We start from the raw sequence: 18928 nt of genomic DNA, 5'->3' as shown, positions 1-18928 counted from the left end.
AATGAACATTCAACCCAATGCCTTATATCAAGAAATGCAGTCTCTAGCTTTAGAGGCTACGCGAAATAAACCACAAGATAGTTTGCCTGTGCAATCTTCTGCAACATCAACAGCGCAGTTCGGTGAGTTGTTGTCGGATGCGATTAACACTGTTAATGGATTGCAAAAAGAGGCAAAATCCAAAGTGACAGCATTAGAGATGGGCGATCGCAGTGTCTCTTTAGCAGAAGTAATGATTGCGTCGCAAAAATCATCTGTGGCGTTTGAGGCTACCGTGCAAGTTCGTAACAAGCTTGTCGAGTCATACAAAGAAATTATGAGCATGCCTGTTTAAACCTAGGTAGTGGAGAGTAACTGTGGCAACGAATCAATCAACAGAACTCGCTTTATCAGACGGCGCTACGGGCACCGAGGCTGAAGAGCAGCAAGAGCAAAAGTCAGGGTATCTGAGTGCGCTAAGTGGCGTTGATATGCTACGCCAAGTTACTTTAGTGATAGCGCTGGCGATATGTTTAGCAATTGCAGTATTCATTATCATTTGGGCACGTCAGCCAGATATGCGACCACTGGGCCAATACCCAACCGAAGAGCTCGTACAGACTCTTGATTTTCTGGATGCACAGAAAATTGACTATGAGCTGGACGGTAACACTATCATGGTCGCTGAAGGTGATTACCAAAACATTAAGTTGCAAATGGCACGTGATGGTTTTTCGCAAAGTCCAAGCTCTGGCACCGATATTCTGATGCAGGATATGGGGTTTGGCGTAAGTCAGAGACTTGAGCGTGAACGTTTAAAGCACAGCCGTGAACAGCAGCTAGCTCGCACTATTGAAGAATTACAGGATGTGAGCCGAGCAAAAGTTTTGCTGGCAATCCCTAAAGAAAATGTATTTGCACGTCGAGAGAAAAAGCCCTCTGCCACAGTGGTTCTTACCCTAAAGCGTGGCAAGACACTGGACGGTGAGGAAGTTGACTCAATTGTTGATATTATCGCATCTGCGGTACAGGGTCTGGAACCTGCGCGTGTAACCGTGACGGATCAAAATGGTCGTTTGCTCAACTCTGGTTCACAGGATTCACTGGCAGCTCGTTCGCGCAAAGAATATGAAATTGAACGCAAAAGAGAGCAGGAATACCTAGAGAAGATCGACAGTATTCTGATCCCTGTGGTGGGTTTAGGTAAATATACCGCTCAGGTAGATTTAACCATGGATTTCAGTGCCGTAGAAGAAACACAAAAGCGGTATAATCCTGACTTACCTGCAGTTCGTAGTGAAACAACATTTGAAGAAAACAATATTGGTGGTATTACGGCAGGTATTCCTGGTGCGCTTACTAACCAGCCTCCACTTGATTCAAATATCCCAGAAGTTGCAGGAAATGGTAATGCTGCTAATGGCACTAACCCAAGCAGAATGCAAAAAGAAGCAACGCGAAACTATGAATTAGACACTACAATTAGTCATAAGCGTCAACAAACTGGAGTGATCCGTCGTATTAGTGTATCGGTAGCCGTTGACTACCTACCAAAGGCGGATGCTGAGGGCAACGTAACGTTAGCACCACGTACGCAAGAAGAGCTATCGAACATTCGCCGTCTATTACAAGGTGGCGTAGGGTTTGATATGCAACGTGGAGATGCATTAGAAGTTGTTACCGTACCGTTTGTGCGTGAAGATTTAAGTGAAGTAGCAGAGGTGCCACTTTGGGAGCAAGAGTGGTTTATGAAGATGGCGCGTTTAGCGTTAGGTGCTCTCGTAATCATTGTACTTATCCTAGCGGTTGTCAGACCTATGTTGAAACGCTTGATTTACCCAGATGATACGCTTGAAGAGTTTGATGAAGATTCACTTACATCGGGCGTGGATTTAGGAGATAGCACACTAGATATGTTAAATCATGAGTTTGATTCATCAGCAGTTGGCTTCTCTTCGGATGGTACTTTACAATTGCCAGACTTACATGGTGATGAGGATCTACTCAAAGCAGTACGTGCCCTTGTTGCCAATGAACCAGAATTATCCTCTCAAGTAGTGAAAGCGTGGTTAACAGAAGATGACTGATGAACAAAAACAATTACCCGCTGCGTATGATGTAAATAAGCTCGATGGCGTCGATAAGGCCGCCATCTTGCTACTCAGTTTATCTGAAGAAGATGCTGCGCAAATCTTAAAACATCTTGAGCCAAAGCAAGTACAGCGTGTTGGTATGGCAATGGCCGCGTTAGATGATCTATCACAAGCCAAGATAAGTGCGGTACACAACTTATTTATCGAGCAAATTCAAAGCTTCAGTACAATCGGCTTTCAATCAGAAGACTTTATTAAAAAGGCGCTTACCGCTGCACTTGGTGAAGATAAAGCCGCGAGCCTTATTGACCAGATTGTCATGGGATCTGGTGCTAAGGGTTTGGATTCGCTCAAATGGATGGACTCAAAACAGGTTGCGAACATTATTCGCAACGAACACCCTCAGATCCAAACCATCGTATTATCGTATTTAGAACCGGAACAGTCAGCAGAAATACTGTCACAGTTCCCTGAAAAAGTACGTCTTGATTTGACAATGCGGATAGCGAACTTAGAAGAAGTTCAACCAGCAGCTTTACAAGAGCTTAATGAGATTATGGAGAAACAGTTTGCTGGTCAAGCGGGTGCTCAAGCAGCGAAAATGGGCGGCTTGAAGGCCGCTGCAGACATTATGAACTACTTGGATACGAATATAGAAGGTCAACTTATGGACTCTATTCGTGAGCACGACGAAGAAATGTCTCAACAAATTCAAGACCTCATGTTTGTATTTGAAAACTTATTGGATGTGGACGATCGAGGAATTCAAACCATCTTGCGTGAAGTTCAGCAGGATGTATTGATGAAAGCCATTAAAGGTACAGATGATGCTCTGAAAGAGAAAATTCTCAGCAATATGTCAAAACGTGCTGCGGAAATGCTGGCGGATGACCTTGAGGCTATGCCACCTGTCAGGATCAGTGAAGTTGAAGCTGCTCAAAAAGAAATTCTATCAACGGCACGTCGCCTTGCTGATTCAGGTGAAATCATGCTTGGTGGTGGCGGTGGTGAGGAGTTCTTGTAATTTATGAGCGATACCAAGTTTTTTAAAGGTCGGCCAGTGGAAGGGGAAGCGCTTGATGAGCTTCTTAAAAATTGGCCAATACCTGATGTGACTGAAGATCCCCGCAAATATTCCGGACGTTCAACTGCGTTTGGTAAACCCTTGGAGCAGGTGTATCAAAAGCCAGAAAAGCGCAATGAAGAGCCTGACTCTGACGAGCCTGAATTTCCGACATTGACGTTGGAAGAGTTAGAGCAAATTCGTCAAGATGCATACGATGAAGGGGTCAAGCAAGGTCACGAGCAAGGCTACATTGATGGCTTTGATAAAGGCGTAACAGAAGGAAAGGAAGCCGGTTATAAAGAAGGTGTTGAGATTGGCAAACAGCAGGGTCATGACGAAGCAAAACCACTGATTGAAGAAAAGCTACAGACCTTAACTCTAATAATCAATGAGTTACATGAACCCCTACGTCTCGTTGATGAACGCTGTGAGAAGCAGCTGGTAGAGCTTGCCAATTTATTGGCGCAGGCAGTGATCTTCCGAGAAGTTGAGCTGGACAGTAGCATTGTATTACTCGCCTTGAAAAAAGCGATGGATGCATTACCGATTTCGGATCAGACGGTTAAGATTCACCTACATCCGGATGACTTAGAGCTTGTAAAAGAAGCCTATGGTGAGGAACAGCTGGTAGAGCAACATTGGCACCTATTGCCAGAACCCACATTGCATCGCGGTGATGTTGAGGTGAAAACTTCCCAATCTTCAATAGATATGACGCTAAAAACAAGGATTAAAGAAATCTTGGACGATTTTTTGCATGACAGTGGTATCCAGTCGTAATTTTTGGCTACACCATGAGTGTTGAAAGTCCTTTAGCTGAGCGTTTATCGCAATATAAAAAACACATACATCAATTTGCTGTGCCCGTTGCTGGTAGTTTAACCAGAGTGGTAGGGTTAACACTCGAAGCAAAAGGGCTCAGCGCACCTGTTGGCAGCAACTGCAAAATAGAAACTATCAGAGGTTTTGTTGATGCAGAAGTGGTTGGTTTTAACGACGATACACTTTACTTGATGCCCAATGATCACATTTCTGGCGTATTACCCGGCGCTAGAGTTATTCCTCAGCTCAAAGAAACTGGGCTCCCCGTAGGGATGAGTTTGCTCGGACGAGTTGTTGATGGCCTAGGTCGGCCACTAGATAACCTAGGGCCAATCAATGCTGAACATACCTTGAAGTTTGCGCAGGAACAGATAAACCCTCTTGCTAGGCGTCCATTAGTCAACCTATGGATGTGGGGGTAAGAGCTATCAATTCTATTATAACCGTTGGACAAGGTCAGCGTATGGGCTTGTTTGCCGGAAGTGGTGTAGGTAAATCTGTGCTGTTAGGCATGATGACTCGCGGTAGTGAAGCGGATGTCATAGTGGTTGGTTTGGTCGGTGAACGTGGACGGGAAGTTAAAGAATTTATCGATGAAATATTGGGCGCTGAAGGGCGTAAGCGCGCTGTCGTGGTTGCAGCACCGGCGGATGCTTCACCGCTCATGCGTCTGAAAGGGTGCGAAAGTGCAGTGACTATCGCAGAGTATTTTCGCGATCAAGGTCTTAATGTGTTGTTACTTTTGGATTCAGTGACTCGCTATGCGATGGCCCAGCGTGAAATCGCGTTGGCCGTTGGTGAACCACCAGCGACTAAAGGCTATCCACCATCAGTATTTGCAAAGCTACCTGCATTGGTAGAAAGAGCGGGTAATGGTGGAGAAGGACAGGGTTCTATAACCGCATTTTTCACGGTGTTAAGTGAAGGTGATGATATGCAGGATCCGATAGCTGACGCTGCGCGAGCTATCTTGGATGGACACATTGTACTGTCTCGTGATTTGGCTGACAGTGGTCACTATCCGGCAATTGACATTGAAAAGTCCATCAGCCGAGTTATGCCACAAGTGGTCTCAGATAGCCACTTACAACAAGCAAGGGTACTCAAACAAGTATATGCGATGTACCAGCAGAATAAGGATATGATCACGCTTGGAGCCTACCAAAAAGGCAGTGATCCTATGCTGGATCAAGCTATCAATATGATGCCCACGGTAAATGCATTTTTACAGCAAGGTATGAAAGAAGTACTAAGTTACGACCAGTGTCTACAAGAGCTTGCGAAATTATTGGGACAAGAATAATGGCGACAAATAAACTTAACTTGCTATATAAACTTGAATCAGAAAAAGAAGAATCCTTGCGTGTAAATTACATGCAGGCACAGCATCACTTAAATGATAACCAGCAGAAGCTGGCTGGTCTGAATGATTTCCGTCTTGAATATAGTCAGCAGCTACATCTAAAAGCGAAGCAAGGCTTAACCAGCAGTGGCTTAATTCAATATCAGGCCTTTATTAAAAAAATAGAAGATGCCATGCAACAACAAGCAAGAACTGTTAATACAGCTAAACAGGTTGTAGAACAACGGAAAAAACTATGGTTAGCGCAACAAGTTAAAGCCAAAGCAATCGAAAAGCTTATTGAGAAAAAGCAGCTTGAATTGCAGAAACAACGTGATAAAGCAGAGCAAAAAATGCTTGATGAATTCGCGACCAATCAATTCGTGCGCCGCCGAGCTTAACCTTCAGCTCCACTTGGTTATTGCTTCGATGCGCCACTTTAGACACTGTGGTGCCTCAGCTATAAAATTGGCCTGAGTTTTGCTTTTATTCTTCTAGTGATGTATCCGCGGCTGTTAATTGCCGCTTTGGCAGGTAAAAATATGCTTAATGTAACTATCAACAACTCAGTCAAAACTAGCATTGATGCTGGTGCTGCGGAATATGCAAATACTCAAGGTGAAGGCACTAATGAAGAGCAAAGCTTTTTTGCGACCTTTGCTCAGATAAGTAGCTATGACACCAGAAAGGAGTCGAACAGCACTCAAGGTGAATCACAATCAGAAGATGTGCAGGACACGAGTGTTGAGTCTTTAGCTGAGAGCGAATTAGATGCAGTGCTATATAGCTCTGAAGAGGACGCTGAACAAAGCACAGTTGATCCATCAGAAGCTGATGCTGACACCACTGTGTTATTGGATGCACAGCAGACAAGTAAACAGAGTCAACGCTCAGCAGATGATTTACTAGCGCAGATAAACGCTGCTAATCAGCAAAAAACAGATGTGACTAGATATCAAACTGATGGGTCTGCGGCCAAAACTACAACGGCTTTACAAACAGGCCAAATTCCGCTGGGGTTAGATCAAAACATCAGTGGTTCTGATATCAAAGTTGAGTTAATAGAAGAACCTGCTGATGATATTGTACTCCCTCCAAAATTTGTTGCAATGACGGCAGAGGAAGAGCTTGCTGAGCAACAAAATGGTGCTCAATCTTCTGATAGTAAAGGCAAAGCCATTTCTTCAATGGCTGAGTCGCAAAGTAAGCAAAGCAGCGCTGAGTTAGTTTCACAAAATCCAGCTGACGGACAAGAGAAAGCAGGTGACAAAGCGGTCAAATTAGAGCCGTCTTTGTTGATGCAAGAACAAATCAACTCAACAGACGACACAGTGCAAGCAACGGCGATGCCAAAAGAGCAACATGGCGTATCTAATAGCGCGACAGTAAGAAATGCTGTGGACTTGGCGGAGCAACAATCAAATGTGTCAACACTCAAGAAAAATGAGTTAGCGCAACAAGTCAGTGATATAGCCAAACAGAACAGCGCGAAAACGACTCTAGGTAGTGCTCAGGATAATCAGGTTCCAGCGGAGCTCAAAGCAACGCTAGAGCAGCAACTGGCATTGTTGACACCCAAAGAAAGAAGCGCTCTACAGCAGGGATTACAGCAACTCAGCAATGAAGGTAAAGCGTCCCCAGTGGTTGAACAGGCCTTGCAGCAGTTGAAAGAACTTGAACAAAGCCAGGCCACGTTGACGAAACAAGTTACTCGTGGTGATGATACTGTAGCTGCTAATGTCGCTACGGTTGGCAACAAAAGTGTTTCTTATAACAGCACTAAAATAGATAAAGATGCAACTAAACAAGACGTGAAGGTGTCGCAAAAGGCGATGGACTCCGCAGATGGCGATAGTTTCCATTCAGATATGAAACGAGAAGCACTGAATGTTGGTCAGTTGGCTCAAACGATGCCCACTCCGCAGGTTGAGCAGCTTTTCAAAGCGATTGCAACGCCAATCCAAACAAATTCACTTTCGTCGCAATTTAGCGAGCTAGTCCAGTATCTTGAGCAGTTGGATGCCGCGCCACAGAGCACACAAACTCAACAGCTCAACGCCACTTCACAAAAAGTGCAAGTAGATGCGCAAATGCTGCAAGCAGTAAATATTGCCCGCAATGATGCGGCTAAAATTTTGCAAGAGAAAGTGTCAATGATGTTGAATCTCAACAATCAAGAAGCTGAGATCAGACTCGATCCGCGAGAGCTCGGTAGTATGCAGATCAGAATCCGTACAGATGCAGAGCAAGCGCAAGTAAACTTCGTAGTGCAAAATCAACAAGCGAAAGATTTACTCGAGCAATCAATGCCGAAGTTAAGAGAAATGCTAGCTGAGCAAGGTATCGAATTGGGACAGAGTAATATTGAGCAAGGCGGAGAAGGCCAGCAGGAGCAAATGTTTGGTTCAAATGAAGACAGTCATGCACATTCTCGATTGGCAGAACAATCAGAGCAGGATGAAAACTCGCCATCACAAACAGGTGGTTCTCTAAACGATGGTTCTTCAATAGATTATTACGCCTAACTACTGCTATTATATAGAAATAGACCCTAAGCGATGTGGCTTATATAAGGATTAACAATGGCAGAAGAAACCGACTTAGAAATAGAAGAAGCGGGTGGTAATAAGAAAAAAATTATTATTGCGGCTGTTGCAGTAGTGGTATTGGTTGCTGCTGGTATTTGGTTTTTGACTTCCTCAGATGAGGCGCCAGTTGAGACACTGGCTGAAGAAGAAACGGCACAACAAGTTACAGCCAACTCATCTTCGGCAAATACAGGTAGTGCTCTTTACGTGGCCATGCCAAGACCATTTGTATTTAATGTGCCAGGCGCAAGCAGAGACCGCATCGTACAAATCAAAGTACAGCTTTTGGTCCGTGGTGATATCAACGAAGAAATAGCAAAAAAGCATATTCCTTTGATAGAGGGAACGCTGTTAAGTGTATTTTCGACAACAACAGCGGACGAGCTAAGTACCAGTGCAGGAAAGGAATCGTTACGTTTGTCAGCAGTAGACAAAGTACAGGAAGCAATGGAAGGGGTTGAGGGCAGTAAAGTCATTGAACGTGTGCTATTCACCGGCTTTGTAATGCAGTGAGGTCTTAAGTGAGTGATTTATTATCCCAAGACGAAATTGATGCGCTACTCCATGGTGTTGATGATGTCGAAGAGGAAGAAATAGGCGAAGGTGATGACGGGGAGTCGACTGCACTACAGTATGACTTTTCATCACAGGACCGTATTGTTCGTGGTCGTATGCCGACCCTCGAAATTGTTAATGAACGTTTCGCTCGACATATGCGTATTAGCCTATTCAATATGATGCGCCGCACTGCTGAGGTATCAATTAACGGGGTACAAATGCTCAAGTTCGGTGAGTATATTCATACCTTGTTTGTTCCAACTAGCTTAAATATGGTGCGCTTTAGACCTCTAAAAGGAACCGGTCTGATTACGATGGAAGCGCGTCTAGTCTTTATTCTAGTAGATAACTTCTTTGGCGGTGATGGCCGTTATCATGCGAAAATTGAAGGTCGAGAATTTACACCAACAGAGCGTCGAATAGTCCAAATGCTTTTAAAAATAATCTTTGAAGATTATAAAGAAGCTTGGGCTCCCGTTATGGATGTATCGTTTGAATATCTCGACTCTGAAGTAAACCCAGCGATGGCTAACATCGTGAGTCCTACTGAGGTTGTGGTCATCAGTTCATTCCACATTGAGTTGGATGGTGGGGGTGGAGATTTTCATATTTCACTACCTTACTCGATGCTGGAGCCTATCCGTGAATTGTTAGATGCTGGTGTGCAGTCGGACACTGAAGATACCGATTTGCGTTGGAGTAAGGCACTACGTGATGAGATTATGGATGTTGAAGTTGAACTATCTACACAATTACTTGAGATAGATTTGACTCTAGAACAAATTATGGGCTTAAAAGCAGGAGATGTTATTCCTGTGGAGATGCCAGAGTATATCACCGTATTTATCGAAGAACTGCCTACATTTAGAGCGAAGATGGGGCGTTCTAGAGACAACGTTGCATTGCAAATTAGTGAAAAAATTAAACGCCCAGAGTCGGTTAAATCTGAACTACATGTGTTCACTAAAGGTGGCAAGAAGCTTGACTCGGATGCAGAGCTTGCGGAATTGGAAGAAGATTTACATCTTTCTGAAGGTGTGGACTTAGATTGGTAAGAATTGATTACATAAAGGTTTTGATAGTATGAGTGATGATCAAGATACAATGGACGAATGGGCTGCGGCATTAGCTGAGGCAGAAGAAAGTGAAAATGTCTCCAGTGAGCCAGAAGTGGCTGAATTGGATGAACTAAAAGACACGACTTCCAACCTATCGCCAGACGAGAAACGTAAATTAGATACTATTTTAGATATTCCAGTTACTATTTCGATGGAAGTGGGGCGCTCTAAAATAAACATTCGTAACTTGCTACAATTAAACCAAGGTTCGGTTGTTGAGCTTGACCGAGTAGCTGGTGAACCGCTAGATGTTCTTGTTAACGGTACACTAATTGCACATGGTGAAGTAGTGGTTGTGAACGATAAATTTGGTATACGCTTAACTGACGTAATTAGCCAAGTTGAACGTATCAAAAAACTACGATGAAGGTATTAACCAGCACATTTTTGCTTGTGGCAGCGATGCCAGTGATAGCAAAACAGGAAATGACAGGCTTGAGTACAGAGCTGTTGTCGATGGGCTTGTCATTAATGCTGGTCGTTGCAGTGATTATTGGTTTGGGATTGTTGGTTAAAAAACTCAATCCTAACCTAGGCAATAGCAAAGACTTTAAGGTCATACGCAGTCTGCCATTAGGCACAAAAGAGCGCTTAATGGTAATAGAAATAGATAATAAACAGCATTTGCTTGGCGTAACGCCTCATAGCATAAACTATTTATATCAATTAGATCAGCCGCTAGAAGAAGCACAGGTGCCAGCATTTGCAAAAGAGCTTGGGCGATTTGTAGGTAGACAAAATAACAAGAATAGTTCTTATGATTAGATTTTTAATAGCGCTTATAGGTCTGGGCTTTTTACCTTTTGCAGGCGCTGAAGGTATCGATGCGCTAAGTGTCACCACTAATCCAGATGGTTCGCAAGAATACTCAGTAACATTACAAGTCCTTGCCATTATGACTGCCCTGAGTTTCATTCCAGCAGCAGTAATAATGATGACTTCATTTACGCGCATCATCGTGGTTTTGGCCATTTTAAGGCAAGCAATTGGTCTTCAACAGTCTCCTTCAAACCAAATTCTTTTGGGTATATCTTTGTTTTTAACGTTCTTTATTATGGCTCCCATATTCAGCCAAATAAATGACAGAGCGGTACAGCCATACTTAAATGAGCAACTGACATCACTACAAGCATTAGAGCAGGCGAAAGAGCCGCTAAAAGCTTTTATGCTTTCGCAAACACGTATAAAAGATTTGGAGACCTTTGCCAAAATAGCTGGGTATGACAAATTAGATAGGCCAGAAGATACCCCTTTTGTGGTGATCATCCCCGCATTTGTGACCAGTGAGCTTCAGACTGCATTTATTATTGGTTTTATGTTTTTCATACCATTTTTGATTGTTGATCTTGTGGTTGCCAGTGTATTAATGGCAATGGGTATGATGATGTTGTCACCCATGATCGTTTCTTTACCATTTAAGATCATGCTATTCGTATTGGTCGATGGCTGGGGGTTAGTGATGGGTACGTTGGCCCGCAGTTTTGGCCTAGGGGTGTAATATGGAACCCGAAGTATTTGTCGATATACTCAGCGATTCACTGTTTTTGGTCATAAAACTGGTTGCGGCAATTGTACTTCCCGGATTAATGATTGGTTTGGTAGTTGCTGTATTTCAGGCTGCAACCTCAATCAACGAACAAACTTTGAGTTTCTTGCCCCGTTTGATAGTTACTATTCTTGCATTGATCGTTGGAGGTCACTGGTTTACCCAAGAACTCATGGATTTCTTCACGAGTCTTGTGATGCGGATCCCTGAAATAGCAGGTTAGTGATGGAATTTCCAATTGCAACTATCATGCAGTGGCTCAGTGATCTGTTACTGCCTCTGGTGCGGATCAGCTCAATGGTCATGGTTATGGCCGGCTTGGGAGCGCAAACAGTACCCACAAGAATTAAATTGGCCTTATCTGTTGTCATAACCTTTGCGGTTATGCCTGCACTTCCAAAGGCTGAATTTGTTCAGCTGTTTTCTTTTTCAATGTTACTGGTGGTAATCCAACAGATGATCATTGGCATTGCCATTGGTTTTGCGTCACTGTTGTTACTCAATACGTTTATCATTGCTGGGCAAATTCTTGCAATGCAAACGGGTCTGGGGTTCGCTTCAGTTGTTGACCCTGCGAATGGCTTGAGTGTACCTGCAGTGGGGCAGTTTTATCTCATCTTGGCAACTTTGTTATTCTTTGTTTTTAATGGTCATTTGATGATGATGAATATGATCATTTTTAGCTTTGAAACTTTTCCCATTAACGGTCAGTGGTGGGTGGTAGATAACTACTGGCAGATTGTTAATTGGGGTGGTTGGATGTTTACGACCGCGCTAGCGCTTTCGTTAGCTCCTCTTACTGCAATGTTAGTGATTAATATATCGTTTGGCATAATGACACGTGCGGCACCACAAATGAATATTTTCTCTGTGGGCTTTGCATTCACACTCGTAGCAGGTTTAACCATTATTTGGGCCACCCTGGGTAATTTTGTTGTGCAGTTTGAATTTCAATGGCTAAAAATGACAGAACTGATGTGTAACTTAATAGGTTGTACGGTTTAGCATATGGCAGAAGATTCTGGTCAAGAACGCACGGAAGAGCCCACCGAGAAGAAAATTAGTGAGGCTCGAAAAAAAGGGCAGGTTGCTCGCTCTAAAGAGCTGGGAACAACTTTTGTGCTGATCTTTTCAGCCATCGCTTTATTGTTGTATGGACCAGCGATAGGTAAAGGGTTGTACAACATCATGGGCCGCGCACTGAACCTAAATCGCAACGAAAGTTACGATACCACCAAAATGTTTGCTGTATGGGAAAGTGTTTTTTCTGAGCTTTTTTTTCCGATGGCGATGTTTGTTTTAATCATTGTTATTGCGGGAGTCGTGGGTAATACCTTACTGGGAGGGTTCAATTTCAGTTGGCAGGCCGCAGCACCAAAAGCGAGTAAGATGTCACCTATGAAGGGTCTTAAACGGATGTTAGGGCCACAAGCCGCTGTCGAGCTTGTAAAATCAATACTCAAGTTTGTGTTGGTGGCTGGTAGCGCGATTTTCCTGATCAGCGCTTTCTTTTATGAAATTCTTCACCTGAGCATAGAAGTTATGCCGAGCAGTGTGATCCACGCGTTGGAGATTTTAGCGTGGATGTTTTTAGGCTTGAGCTGCACGTTAGTGGTTATCTCCGCGATCGATGCCCCATACCAAAGCTACAACCACCACAAACAATTAAAAATGACGCTGCAGGAGGTGAAAGATGAATATAAGAATTCTGAAGGTGATCCACAGATAAAAGCTAGAATTAGGCGCACGCAGCGAGAAATGTCGCAGCGACGTATGATGCAAGATGTACCCGACGCGGATGTGGTGGTCACTAACCCGACACATTATTCTGTTGCTCTTAAATATGATACGGAAAAAGCAGGAGCGCCAATGGTTGTTGCAAAAGGGGTGGATGAAATTGCTATGCAGATTCGAAAAGTCGCGATTGGTAATGAAGTCCCCATTGTTGAATCGCCCGCGCTGACGCGCTCGTTATATCACACCACAGAAATAGGGCAGCAAATTCCAGATCAGTTATTCACCGCAGTGGCACAAGTGTTGGCCTATGTATTCCAGTTAAAGCGTTTTAATAAAGGCCGAGGACGTCGCCCTACGTCACTCAGCAAAGACTTACCTATCCCAGATAACTTAAAACATTAGACCTAATAATTGGCTCGTAACTTGCTTTATCTGCATAGTGTCAATATTTTGCAGTTGTTAAGTTATGGAATTTAAAGCGGTTTTAGCACAGCTCAACAAAGATAAAAAAGAATACGCCAAAGGTGTCGGTACACCGTTGCTGGTATTGGCGGCTTTGGGGATGGTGATACTACCTCTACCACCTTTTTTGCTGGATATTCTATTCTCTTTCAACATTGCATTAGCTTTAGTGGTGTTACTGGTGACGGTATACACCATGAAGCCACTTGAATTCGGTATGTTTCCTGCCGTTTTACTCATTGCGACTATCATGCGTCTGGCTCTGAATGTTGCCAGTACACGGGTAGTACTATTGGAAGGTCACAACGGCGGTGACGCCGCGGGTAAAGTGATTGAAGCATTTGGCTCGGTGGTTATTGGTGGTAATTATGCCGTTGGTTTAGTGGTCTTTCTTATCTTAATTATCATCAACTTTGTGGTTATTACAAAAGGTGCGGGGCGTATCTCAGAAGTTTCAGCACGTTTCACATTAGATGCTATGCCAGGTAAGCAGATGGCGATTGACGCCGATTTAAACGCGGGTTTTATCAGTGCGGATGATGCCAGAGCAAGACGTGAAGAAGTGACACGTGAAGCCGATTTTTATGGTTCGATGGATGGTGCCAGCAAATTTGTAAAAGGGGATGCGATAGCAGGTATCGTCATTCTTGCTATTAACATTATTGGCGGTTTGTTTGTTGGTATGATCCAACATGATTTGCCTTTTAGCCGTGCAATGGAAGTCTACACATTGCTAACAATTGGTGATGGCTTGGTTGCCCAACTTCCTTCACTGTTGCTATCTATTGGTACTGCGATTGTTGTTACCCGTCAAAATGAATCCCATAACATGGGTGATCAATTCAAAACCCAACTAGGTAATGAAAAGTCGTTATTTATCGCTTCTGGCATCTTAATTGTTATGGGTCTAGTGCCTGGAATGCCACATTTTGCATTTTTGAGCTTAGGGGCACTACTTGGGTATCTAGCTTACTTCACTCAGAAACAGAAAAAAGATGTGGCCGAAGCCGCAGCTGATGAAGCTGCCAAAGGCACTGCAGTGGCAAATAAACAAGAGCAAAAAGAGCTTGGCTGGGATGATGTTCAGCCTGTTGATGTAATTGGCTTAGAAGTGGGCTACCGTTTGATCCCGCTGGTTGATCAGTCACAAGGCGGGGAGTTGTTGAATCGCATTAAGGGTGTGCGTAAAAAGCTATCTCAAGAGTTGGGCTTCTTGGTACCGCCTGTTCATATTCGTGACAATCTCGAGTTAGACCCAAATGCCTACAATATTACCTTAATGGGTGTGGGGTCTGGTGAGGGTGAGTTAAAGCATGGTGATGAGCTGGCCATTAACCCAGGCCAAGTCTTTGGTCCTATAAAGGGCATTGAAACCAAAGATCCCGCTTTTGGCTTAGATGCAGTTTGGATCAAGCCTGAACAAAAAGACGAGGCACACTCGTTAGGCTATACCGTTGTTGATGCTGCGACAGTGGTTGCAACCCATATTAGTCAACTGTTGACAAATAATGCTGCGTTATTATTAGGTCATGAGGAAGTTCAGAACCTATTAGACATGCTGGCCAAGAGCCATCCTCGCTTAGTCGAAGGGCTCGTGCCTGATGTGTTACCACTTACAACCGTTGTAAAAGTACTACAAAATCTACTTAACGAAGGCGTTGCAATTAGAGACATGCGCTCAATTGTTCAGACTCTTGTTGAATATGGACCTCGTAGTCAAGACCCAGATGTATTAACGGCTGCGGTACGAATTTCACTACGTAGGCTCATCGTTCAAGATGCAGTTGGTAACGCTGATGAAATCCCTGTCATAACATTGGCGCCTGAGTTGGAACAGATGTTGCATCAGTCACTTCAGAACGCAGGTGATGAAGGGGCGGGCATAGAACCAGGCCTTGCAGAGCGGCTTCAAAACTCATTGAGAGAAGCTCATCAAACGCAAGAAATGCTAGGTGATCCGTCCATTTTATTAACCTCAGGTATGTTAAGAAGTGTGCTTTCAAGATTTGTTAAACATACGATCCCCGGCCTTCGAGTGATGTCATATCAAGAAGTGCCAGATGAAAGACAAATTAAGATTGTGAGCTCAGTTGGACAGTAATAGGATTTAAGGGGTTGTAACATGAAGATCAAACGTTTTTTTGCCAAAGATATGCGAACTGCACTAAAAGAAGTGAAAGAAGAGCTTGGTGTAGATGCGGTTATTATGTCGAATAAAAAATTGGCCGATGGCGTCGAAATTGTCGCTGCAATTGATAATGATCGAGCACCAGCAACTCCTAAGCCAAGTGCACAGGAAGCTGCGCAGCAACAGGTGCAGCAACCTCGCTCAACATCACCTCGCTTTGTACGTCCTGAGCCTCAGCAAGCACGCCCTGAACCACAAGCACAAGTAGCGGACAGCCTAGAAGCTCTTTTGGAACGTCAAGCTCCACGTCCTCGCTCACCGCAGCTTGCGTCTATGTTTTCCCAATCGGGCATTGATACTGAACAAGTATTTAAACCTCGTCAGCAGCAAGCCGACGCGCAAATGCATAATCATGAGCGTTTTAGACAGCCAGAACACAGTCACAGCACGCAAGCTCAGACATCAAATTGGCAGTTTGATGATGAATTAGAGTCAGGTTTTGGCGATGACATGGAGCACAGTGATCCTAAACATGATGAAATGACATCAATGCGCGAAGAAATGAATGCCATTCGTCAGCTTCTTGAACATCAAGTCTCTGGCTTGATGAAACAAGAGATGGCACGCCGAGATCCAACACGCGCTTGTCTAATCGACCGTTTGCAGGGTATGGGCATTGATGCTGATGTAGCTGAGCAAATGGCGTGTTTCATTCCTGATGACGTATCACGCAAAGAAGCTTGGAATGCATTACTAAACATGGTTGTAAACCAGATGCATACCACTAACAATGATATTCTTCGCCAAGGTGGAGTATTCGCTTTTGTTGGACCAACAGGGGTCGGTAAAACAACAACCGTTGCTAAATTAGCTGCGTTAGGCGCGCAGAAATTTGGCGCTGACAAAGTTGCTCTAATTACTACAGACACTTACCGTATTGGTGCATATGAGCAGTTATCAACCTATGGCCGAATTATCGGCTGTCCGGTTAAGCAAGTAAAAGATGCAAATGAACTGGCTGAAGTGTTATACCACTTGCGCAATAAACGACTAGTATTAATAGATACGGCAGGAATGAGTCAAAGAGACTTGCGTTTGACTGAGCAGTTGAATACTTTGATGCGTAGCACTCGCGTTGACATTCGTAGCTATTTGGTATTAAGTGCGACATCACAAATGCATGTGTTACAAGAGACGGTTCGCCATTTCCAAAAAGTGAACCTAACTGGCTGTATTTTTACTAAACTTGATGAGTGTCTAAGTTTGGGCGAGATTATTAGTATTGCGATTCAAAATCGCTTACCAATAGGGTATCTTACCAATGGACAGCGAGTTCCAGAAGATATTCGCGTAGCAAATGCACAAAAGCTAGTCAAAAAGGCTGAGCAATTGTATTTAAAAAGAATAAAAGCACAACATTCGAGACCTGTACCAGTAGCGTCTCAGACAGTAGGAATGTATGATTAACACAGTATTAGATCAAGCAAGTGGCCTGCGTAAAATGAGTCAAAATAGTAATCACGGTGTTAAAGTTATCGCGGTAACGGGCGGTAAAGGTGGAGTGGGTAAAACCAATGTATCTTTGAATACCGCAATAGCGCTAGGCCAGCAAGGAAATCGAGTGTTGGTACTCGATGCCGACTTGGGGTTGGCGAACTGTGATGTGATGTTGGGTTTAAGAGTCGAAAAGAATTTGTCACATGTTTTATCGGGTGAATGTGAATTAGACGAAATTTTGGTGGAAGGTCCTGCTGGTATAAAAATTGTTCCTGCAACATCAGGTTCGCAAAGCATGGTAGAGTTGACGCCAGCTGAACATGCTGGCCTGATCCGAGCATTTAGCGAGTTAAACACAGAGTTTGATATCTTAATCGTTGATACTGCCGCAGGTATTTCGGATATGGTATTGAGCTTTTCTCGTGCTGCACAGGATGTAGTTGTGGTGGTATGTGATGAACCTACCTCGATAACTGATGCCTATGCTTTAATTAAAGTATTGAGTCGTGAACACGGTGTTTATCGGTTTAAAATTGTTGCTAACATGGTGCGTAGTTTGCGAGAAGGACAGGAATTATTTGCTAAACTGTCAAAAGTAACAGACAGGTTTTTAGATGTGGCTTTAGAACTTGTTGCAACTATCCCGTTTGATGAAAATATGCGGAAGTCTTCAAGACGTCAAAAAACCATCGTAGAACTCTTCCCGAATTCACCAGCAGCAGTTGCATTTAGAGGTCTAGCAAGTAAAGCTGTGAAATGGCCCATACCGCATCAACCGTCAGGGCATCTTGAGTTTTTTATTGAACAACTTGTCAATGGGTAACTATGGCATCATCGGTGAGTAAAGCGATGGGGTATCAAACGTCAGAACATCTACATAAAGTGGTTGAACGTCATGCGCCACTTGTGAAAAAGGTAGCTTGTCACCTATTGGCTAGGTTGCCTGCTAATATTTTGCTAGATGATTTGATGCAATCAGGAATGATTGGTCTGATAGAGGCAACCAAAAACTTTGATGCTTCAAAAGGTGCCAGCTTTGAAACTTTCGCCGGCATCCGCATTCGTGGAGCTATGTTAGATGAAATCCGTCGAGGCGATTGGGCACCACGTTCAGTACATCGCAAAAGTCGTATGGTTGCAGAAGCCATTGCAGAATTAGAATCCCTCCTCAACCGAGAACCAAAAGATACTGAAATAGCTGAAAAACTTGCTATTACGCTGGATGAGTACCATCATATTCTAAATGATGTAAATACCAGTAAAGTAATAGGTATTGAGGACTTAGGTGTAGATGAAGACGTCATTTCGCCTGCAGACAACGATTTATCGCTAGACAAACCATTTAATAACGTTAAAAATGAACGCTTTAACGAGTCGTTGGTGGCAGCGATAAAATCTTTGCCAGAAAGAGACGCCCTAGTGTTGTCGCTTTATTACAACGATGAAATGAATTTAAAAGAAATCGGCCAGATACTAGATGTAAGTGAATCTCGTGTTAGCCAAATTCATGGGCAGGCAATGATAAGGCTTCGTGCCAAGATCAATGACTGGGTAAATTAGAGTAAAAAAATAATAGGTTCAAACCTCACTGGAGGATGTTTTGGATAAAAACATGAAAATTCTCGTGGTTGATGATTTTTCTACAATGAGGAGAATAATCAAAAACCTGCTAAGAGATTTAGGCTTTACCAATGTACAAGAAGCTGATGATGGCAGTACTGCGCTTCCAATGCTACAAAATCAAGATTTTGACTTTGTAGTAACTGATTGGAATATGCCTGGTATGCAAGGGATAGATCTGCTACGCGCAATCAGAGCAGATGAAAACCTTAAGCATATCCCAGTGTTAATGGTAACTGCGGAAGCAAAGAAAGAACAAATCGTAGCCGCTGCCCAAGCTGGGGTGAACGGTTACATCGTCAAACCATTTACCGCAGGAACACTGAAAACTAAGTTAGAAAAAGTGTTTGAACGTTTAGGCTAATAAATAAG

Annotated in this window: 19 protein-coding genes and 1 pseudogene; all 20 read left to right on the top strand. The window is 43.5% G+C overall.

Annotated elements, in window-relative coordinates; translation table 11 throughout:
* Position 1: 1 nt before the first annotated feature.
* Complete coding sequence (gene fliE, locus C2M32_RS12900) at positions 2–334, top strand: flagellar hook-basal body complex protein FliE (protein WP_070991379.1); 333 nt, start codon at positions 2–4, stop codon at positions 332–334.
* 22 nt (positions 335–356) lie between these two features.
* Positions 357–2066, top strand: a complete 1710-nt coding sequence (gene fliF / locus C2M32_RS12895) for a flagellar basal-body MS-ring/collar protein FliF (RefSeq protein ID WP_105168772.1) — start codon at positions 357–359, stop codon at positions 2064–2066.
* Positions 2059–3096 (top strand): flagellar motor switch protein FliG, encoded by a 1038-nt coding sequence (gene fliG / locus C2M32_RS12890; protein WP_070984512.1) that lies wholly within the window; start codon positions 2059–2061, stop codon positions 3094–3096. Before fliF ends, fliG begins: the two co-directional genes overlap by 8 nt.
* Before the next feature lie 3 nt (positions 3097–3099).
* Positions 3100–3918 carry a flagellar assembly protein FliH gene (gene fliH, locus C2M32_RS12885; RefSeq protein WP_105168771.1) on the top strand — a complete coding sequence of 273 codons (819 nt, stop codon included), beginning with the start codon at positions 3100–3102 and terminating at the stop codon, positions 3916–3918.
* 14 nt (positions 3919–3932) lie between these two features.
* A pseudogene (gene fliI, locus C2M32_RS12880) lies at positions 3933–5263 on the top strand (flagellar protein export ATPase FliI).
* Positions 5263–5703 carry a flagellar export protein FliJ gene (gene fliJ / locus C2M32_RS12875; protein ID WP_105168770.1) on the top strand — a complete coding sequence of 147 codons (441 nt, stop codon included), beginning with the start codon at positions 5263–5265 and terminating at the stop codon, positions 5701–5703. Before fliI ends, fliJ begins: the two are co-directional and overlap by 1 nt.
* 141 nt (positions 5704–5844) lie before the next feature.
* Complete coding sequence (locus C2M32_RS12870; RefSeq protein WP_158678220.1) at positions 5845–7827, top strand: flagellar hook-length control protein FliK; 1983 nt, start codon at positions 5845–5847, stop codon at positions 7825–7827.
* Between the two features lie 57 nt (positions 7828–7884).
* Complete coding sequence (fliL, locus tag C2M32_RS12865; RefSeq protein ID WP_105168768.1) at positions 7885–8403, top strand: flagellar basal body-associated protein FliL; 519 nt, start codon at positions 7885–7887, stop codon at positions 8401–8403.
* Positions 8404–8411: 8 nt separating this feature from the next.
* On the top strand, positions 8412–9503 hold the full coding sequence (gene fliM / locus C2M32_RS12860; protein ID WP_105168767.1) for a flagellar motor switch protein FliM: 1092 nt from the start codon (positions 8412–8414) through the stop codon (positions 9501–9503).
* 28 nt (positions 9504–9531) lie between these two features.
* Positions 9532–9933, top strand: coding sequence for a flagellar motor switch protein FliN (gene fliN / locus C2M32_RS12855; protein WP_070991387.1), 402 nt, complete (start codon positions 9532–9534; stop codon positions 9931–9933).
* Positions 9930–10331, top strand: coding sequence for a flagellar biosynthetic protein FliO (gene fliO / locus C2M32_RS12850; RefSeq protein ID WP_105168766.1), 402 nt, complete (start codon positions 9930–9932; stop codon positions 10329–10331). Before fliN ends, fliO begins: the two co-directional genes overlap by 4 nt.
* Positions 10324–11064 carry a flagellar type III secretion system pore protein FliP gene (gene fliP / locus C2M32_RS12845; protein WP_105168765.1) on the top strand — a complete coding sequence of 247 codons (741 nt, stop codon included), beginning with the start codon at positions 10324–10326 and terminating at the stop codon, positions 11062–11064. Before fliO ends, fliP begins: the two co-directional genes overlap by 8 nt.
* A 1-nt stretch (position 11065) precedes the next feature.
* Positions 11066–11335 (top strand): flagellar biosynthesis protein FliQ, encoded by a 270-nt coding sequence (gene fliQ / locus C2M32_RS12840; RefSeq protein ID WP_070984537.1) that lies wholly within the window; start codon positions 11066–11068, stop codon positions 11333–11335.
* Between the two features lie 2 nt (positions 11336–11337).
* A complete protein-coding gene (gene fliR / locus C2M32_RS12835) occupies positions 11338–12117 on the top strand; it encodes a flagellar biosynthetic protein FliR (protein WP_105168764.1) in 780 nt (259 codons plus the stop codon).
* Positions 12118–12120: 3 nt separating this feature from the next.
* Positions 12121–13251: a flagellar biosynthesis protein FlhB gene (gene flhB, locus C2M32_RS12830; RefSeq protein WP_105168763.1), complete on the top strand. Its 1131-nt coding sequence runs from the start codon at positions 12121–12123 to the stop codon at positions 13249–13251.
* A gap of 64 nt (positions 13252–13315) precedes the next feature.
* Positions 13316–15412: a flagellar biosynthesis protein FlhA gene (gene flhA / locus C2M32_RS12825; RefSeq protein ID WP_105168762.1), complete on the top strand. Its 2097-nt coding sequence runs from the start codon at positions 13316–13318 to the stop codon at positions 15410–15412.
* 21 nt (positions 15413–15433) lie between these two features.
* The gene (gene flhF / locus C2M32_RS12820) at positions 15434–16906 is read left to right on the top strand and encodes a flagellar biosynthesis protein FlhF (RefSeq protein WP_105168761.1); all 1473 of its coding nucleotides are present in this window, start codon (positions 15434–15436) and stop codon (positions 16904–16906) included.
* Positions 16899–17759 carry a MinD/ParA family ATP-binding protein gene (locus tag C2M32_RS12815; protein ID WP_105168760.1) on the top strand — a complete coding sequence of 287 codons (861 nt, stop codon included), beginning with the start codon at positions 16899–16901 and terminating at the stop codon, positions 17757–17759. Before flhF ends, C2M32_RS12815 begins: the two co-directional genes overlap by 8 nt.
* A 26-nt stretch (positions 17760–17785) precedes the next feature.
* The gene (locus C2M32_RS12810; protein ID WP_070991614.1) at positions 17786–18496 is read left to right on the top strand and encodes an RNA polymerase sigma factor FliA; all 711 of its coding nucleotides are present in this window, start codon (positions 17786–17788) and stop codon (positions 18494–18496) included.
* A gap of 40 nt (positions 18497–18536) precedes the next feature.
* Entirely contained in the window at positions 18537–18920 is a 384-nt protein-coding gene (cheY, locus tag C2M32_RS12805) for a chemotaxis response regulator CheY (RefSeq protein ID WP_070984550.1), read from the top strand.
* Positions 18921–18928: the final 8 nt, after the last annotated feature.

It is taken from the genome of Pseudoalteromonas sp. T1lg23B, from assembly GCF_002964665.1.
GTDB lineage: Bacteria > Pseudomonadota > Gammaproteobacteria > Enterobacterales > Alteromonadaceae > Pseudoalteromonas.
This window is presented reverse-complemented; position numbering and strand designations above follow the sequence as displayed.

Coding starts and splice junctions, on each gene's coding strand:
- fliJ (WP_105168770.1), top strand. CDS start 5,263: ATGGCGACAAATAAACTTAACTTGCTATATAAACTTGAATCAGAAAAA.
- fliO (WP_105168766.1), top strand. CDS start 9,930: ATGAAGGTATTAACCAGCACATTTTTGCTTGTGGCAGCGATGCCAGTG.
- flhA (WP_105168762.1), top strand. CDS start 13,316: ATGGAATTTAAAGCGGTTTTAGCACAGCTCAACAAAGATAAAAAAGAA.
- fliH (WP_105168771.1), top strand. CDS start 3,100: ATGAGCGATACCAAGTTTTTTAAAGGTCGGCCAGTGGAAGGGGAAGCG.
- flhB (WP_105168763.1), top strand. CDS start 12,121: ATGGCAGAAGATTCTGGTCAAGAACGCACGGAAGAGCCCACCGAGAAG.
- C2M32_RS12810 (WP_070991614.1), top strand. CDS start 17,786: ATGGGGTATCAAACGTCAGAACATCTACATAAAGTGGTTGAACGTCAT.
- C2M32_RS12870 (WP_158678220.1), top strand. CDS start 5,845: ATGCTTAATGTAACTATCAACAACTCAGTCAAAACTAGCATTGATGCT.
- flhF (WP_105168761.1), top strand. CDS start 15,434: ATGAAGATCAAACGTTTTTTTGCCAAAGATATGCGAACTGCACTAAAA.
- fliL (WP_105168768.1), top strand. CDS start 7,885: ATGGCAGAAGAAACCGACTTAGAAATAGAAGAAGCGGGTGGTAATAAG.
- C2M32_RS12815 (WP_105168760.1), top strand. CDS start 16,899: ATGATTAACACAGTATTAGATCAAGCAAGTGGCCTGCGTAAAATGAGT.
- fliE (WP_070991379.1), top strand. CDS start 2: ATGAACATTCAACCCAATGCCTTATATCAAGAAATGCAGTCTCTAGCT.
- fliP (WP_105168765.1), top strand. CDS start 10,324: ATGATTAGATTTTTAATAGCGCTTATAGGTCTGGGCTTTTTACCTTTT.
- fliG (WP_070984512.1), top strand. CDS start 2,059: ATGACTGATGAACAAAAACAATTACCCGCTGCGTATGATGTAAATAAG.
- fliR (WP_105168764.1), top strand. CDS start 11,338: ATGGAATTTCCAATTGCAACTATCATGCAGTGGCTCAGTGATCTGTTA.
- fliN (WP_070991387.1), top strand. CDS start 9,532: ATGAGTGATGATCAAGATACAATGGACGAATGGGCTGCGGCATTAGCT.
- fliQ (WP_070984537.1), top strand. CDS start 11,066: ATGGAACCCGAAGTATTTGTCGATATACTCAGCGATTCACTGTTTTTG.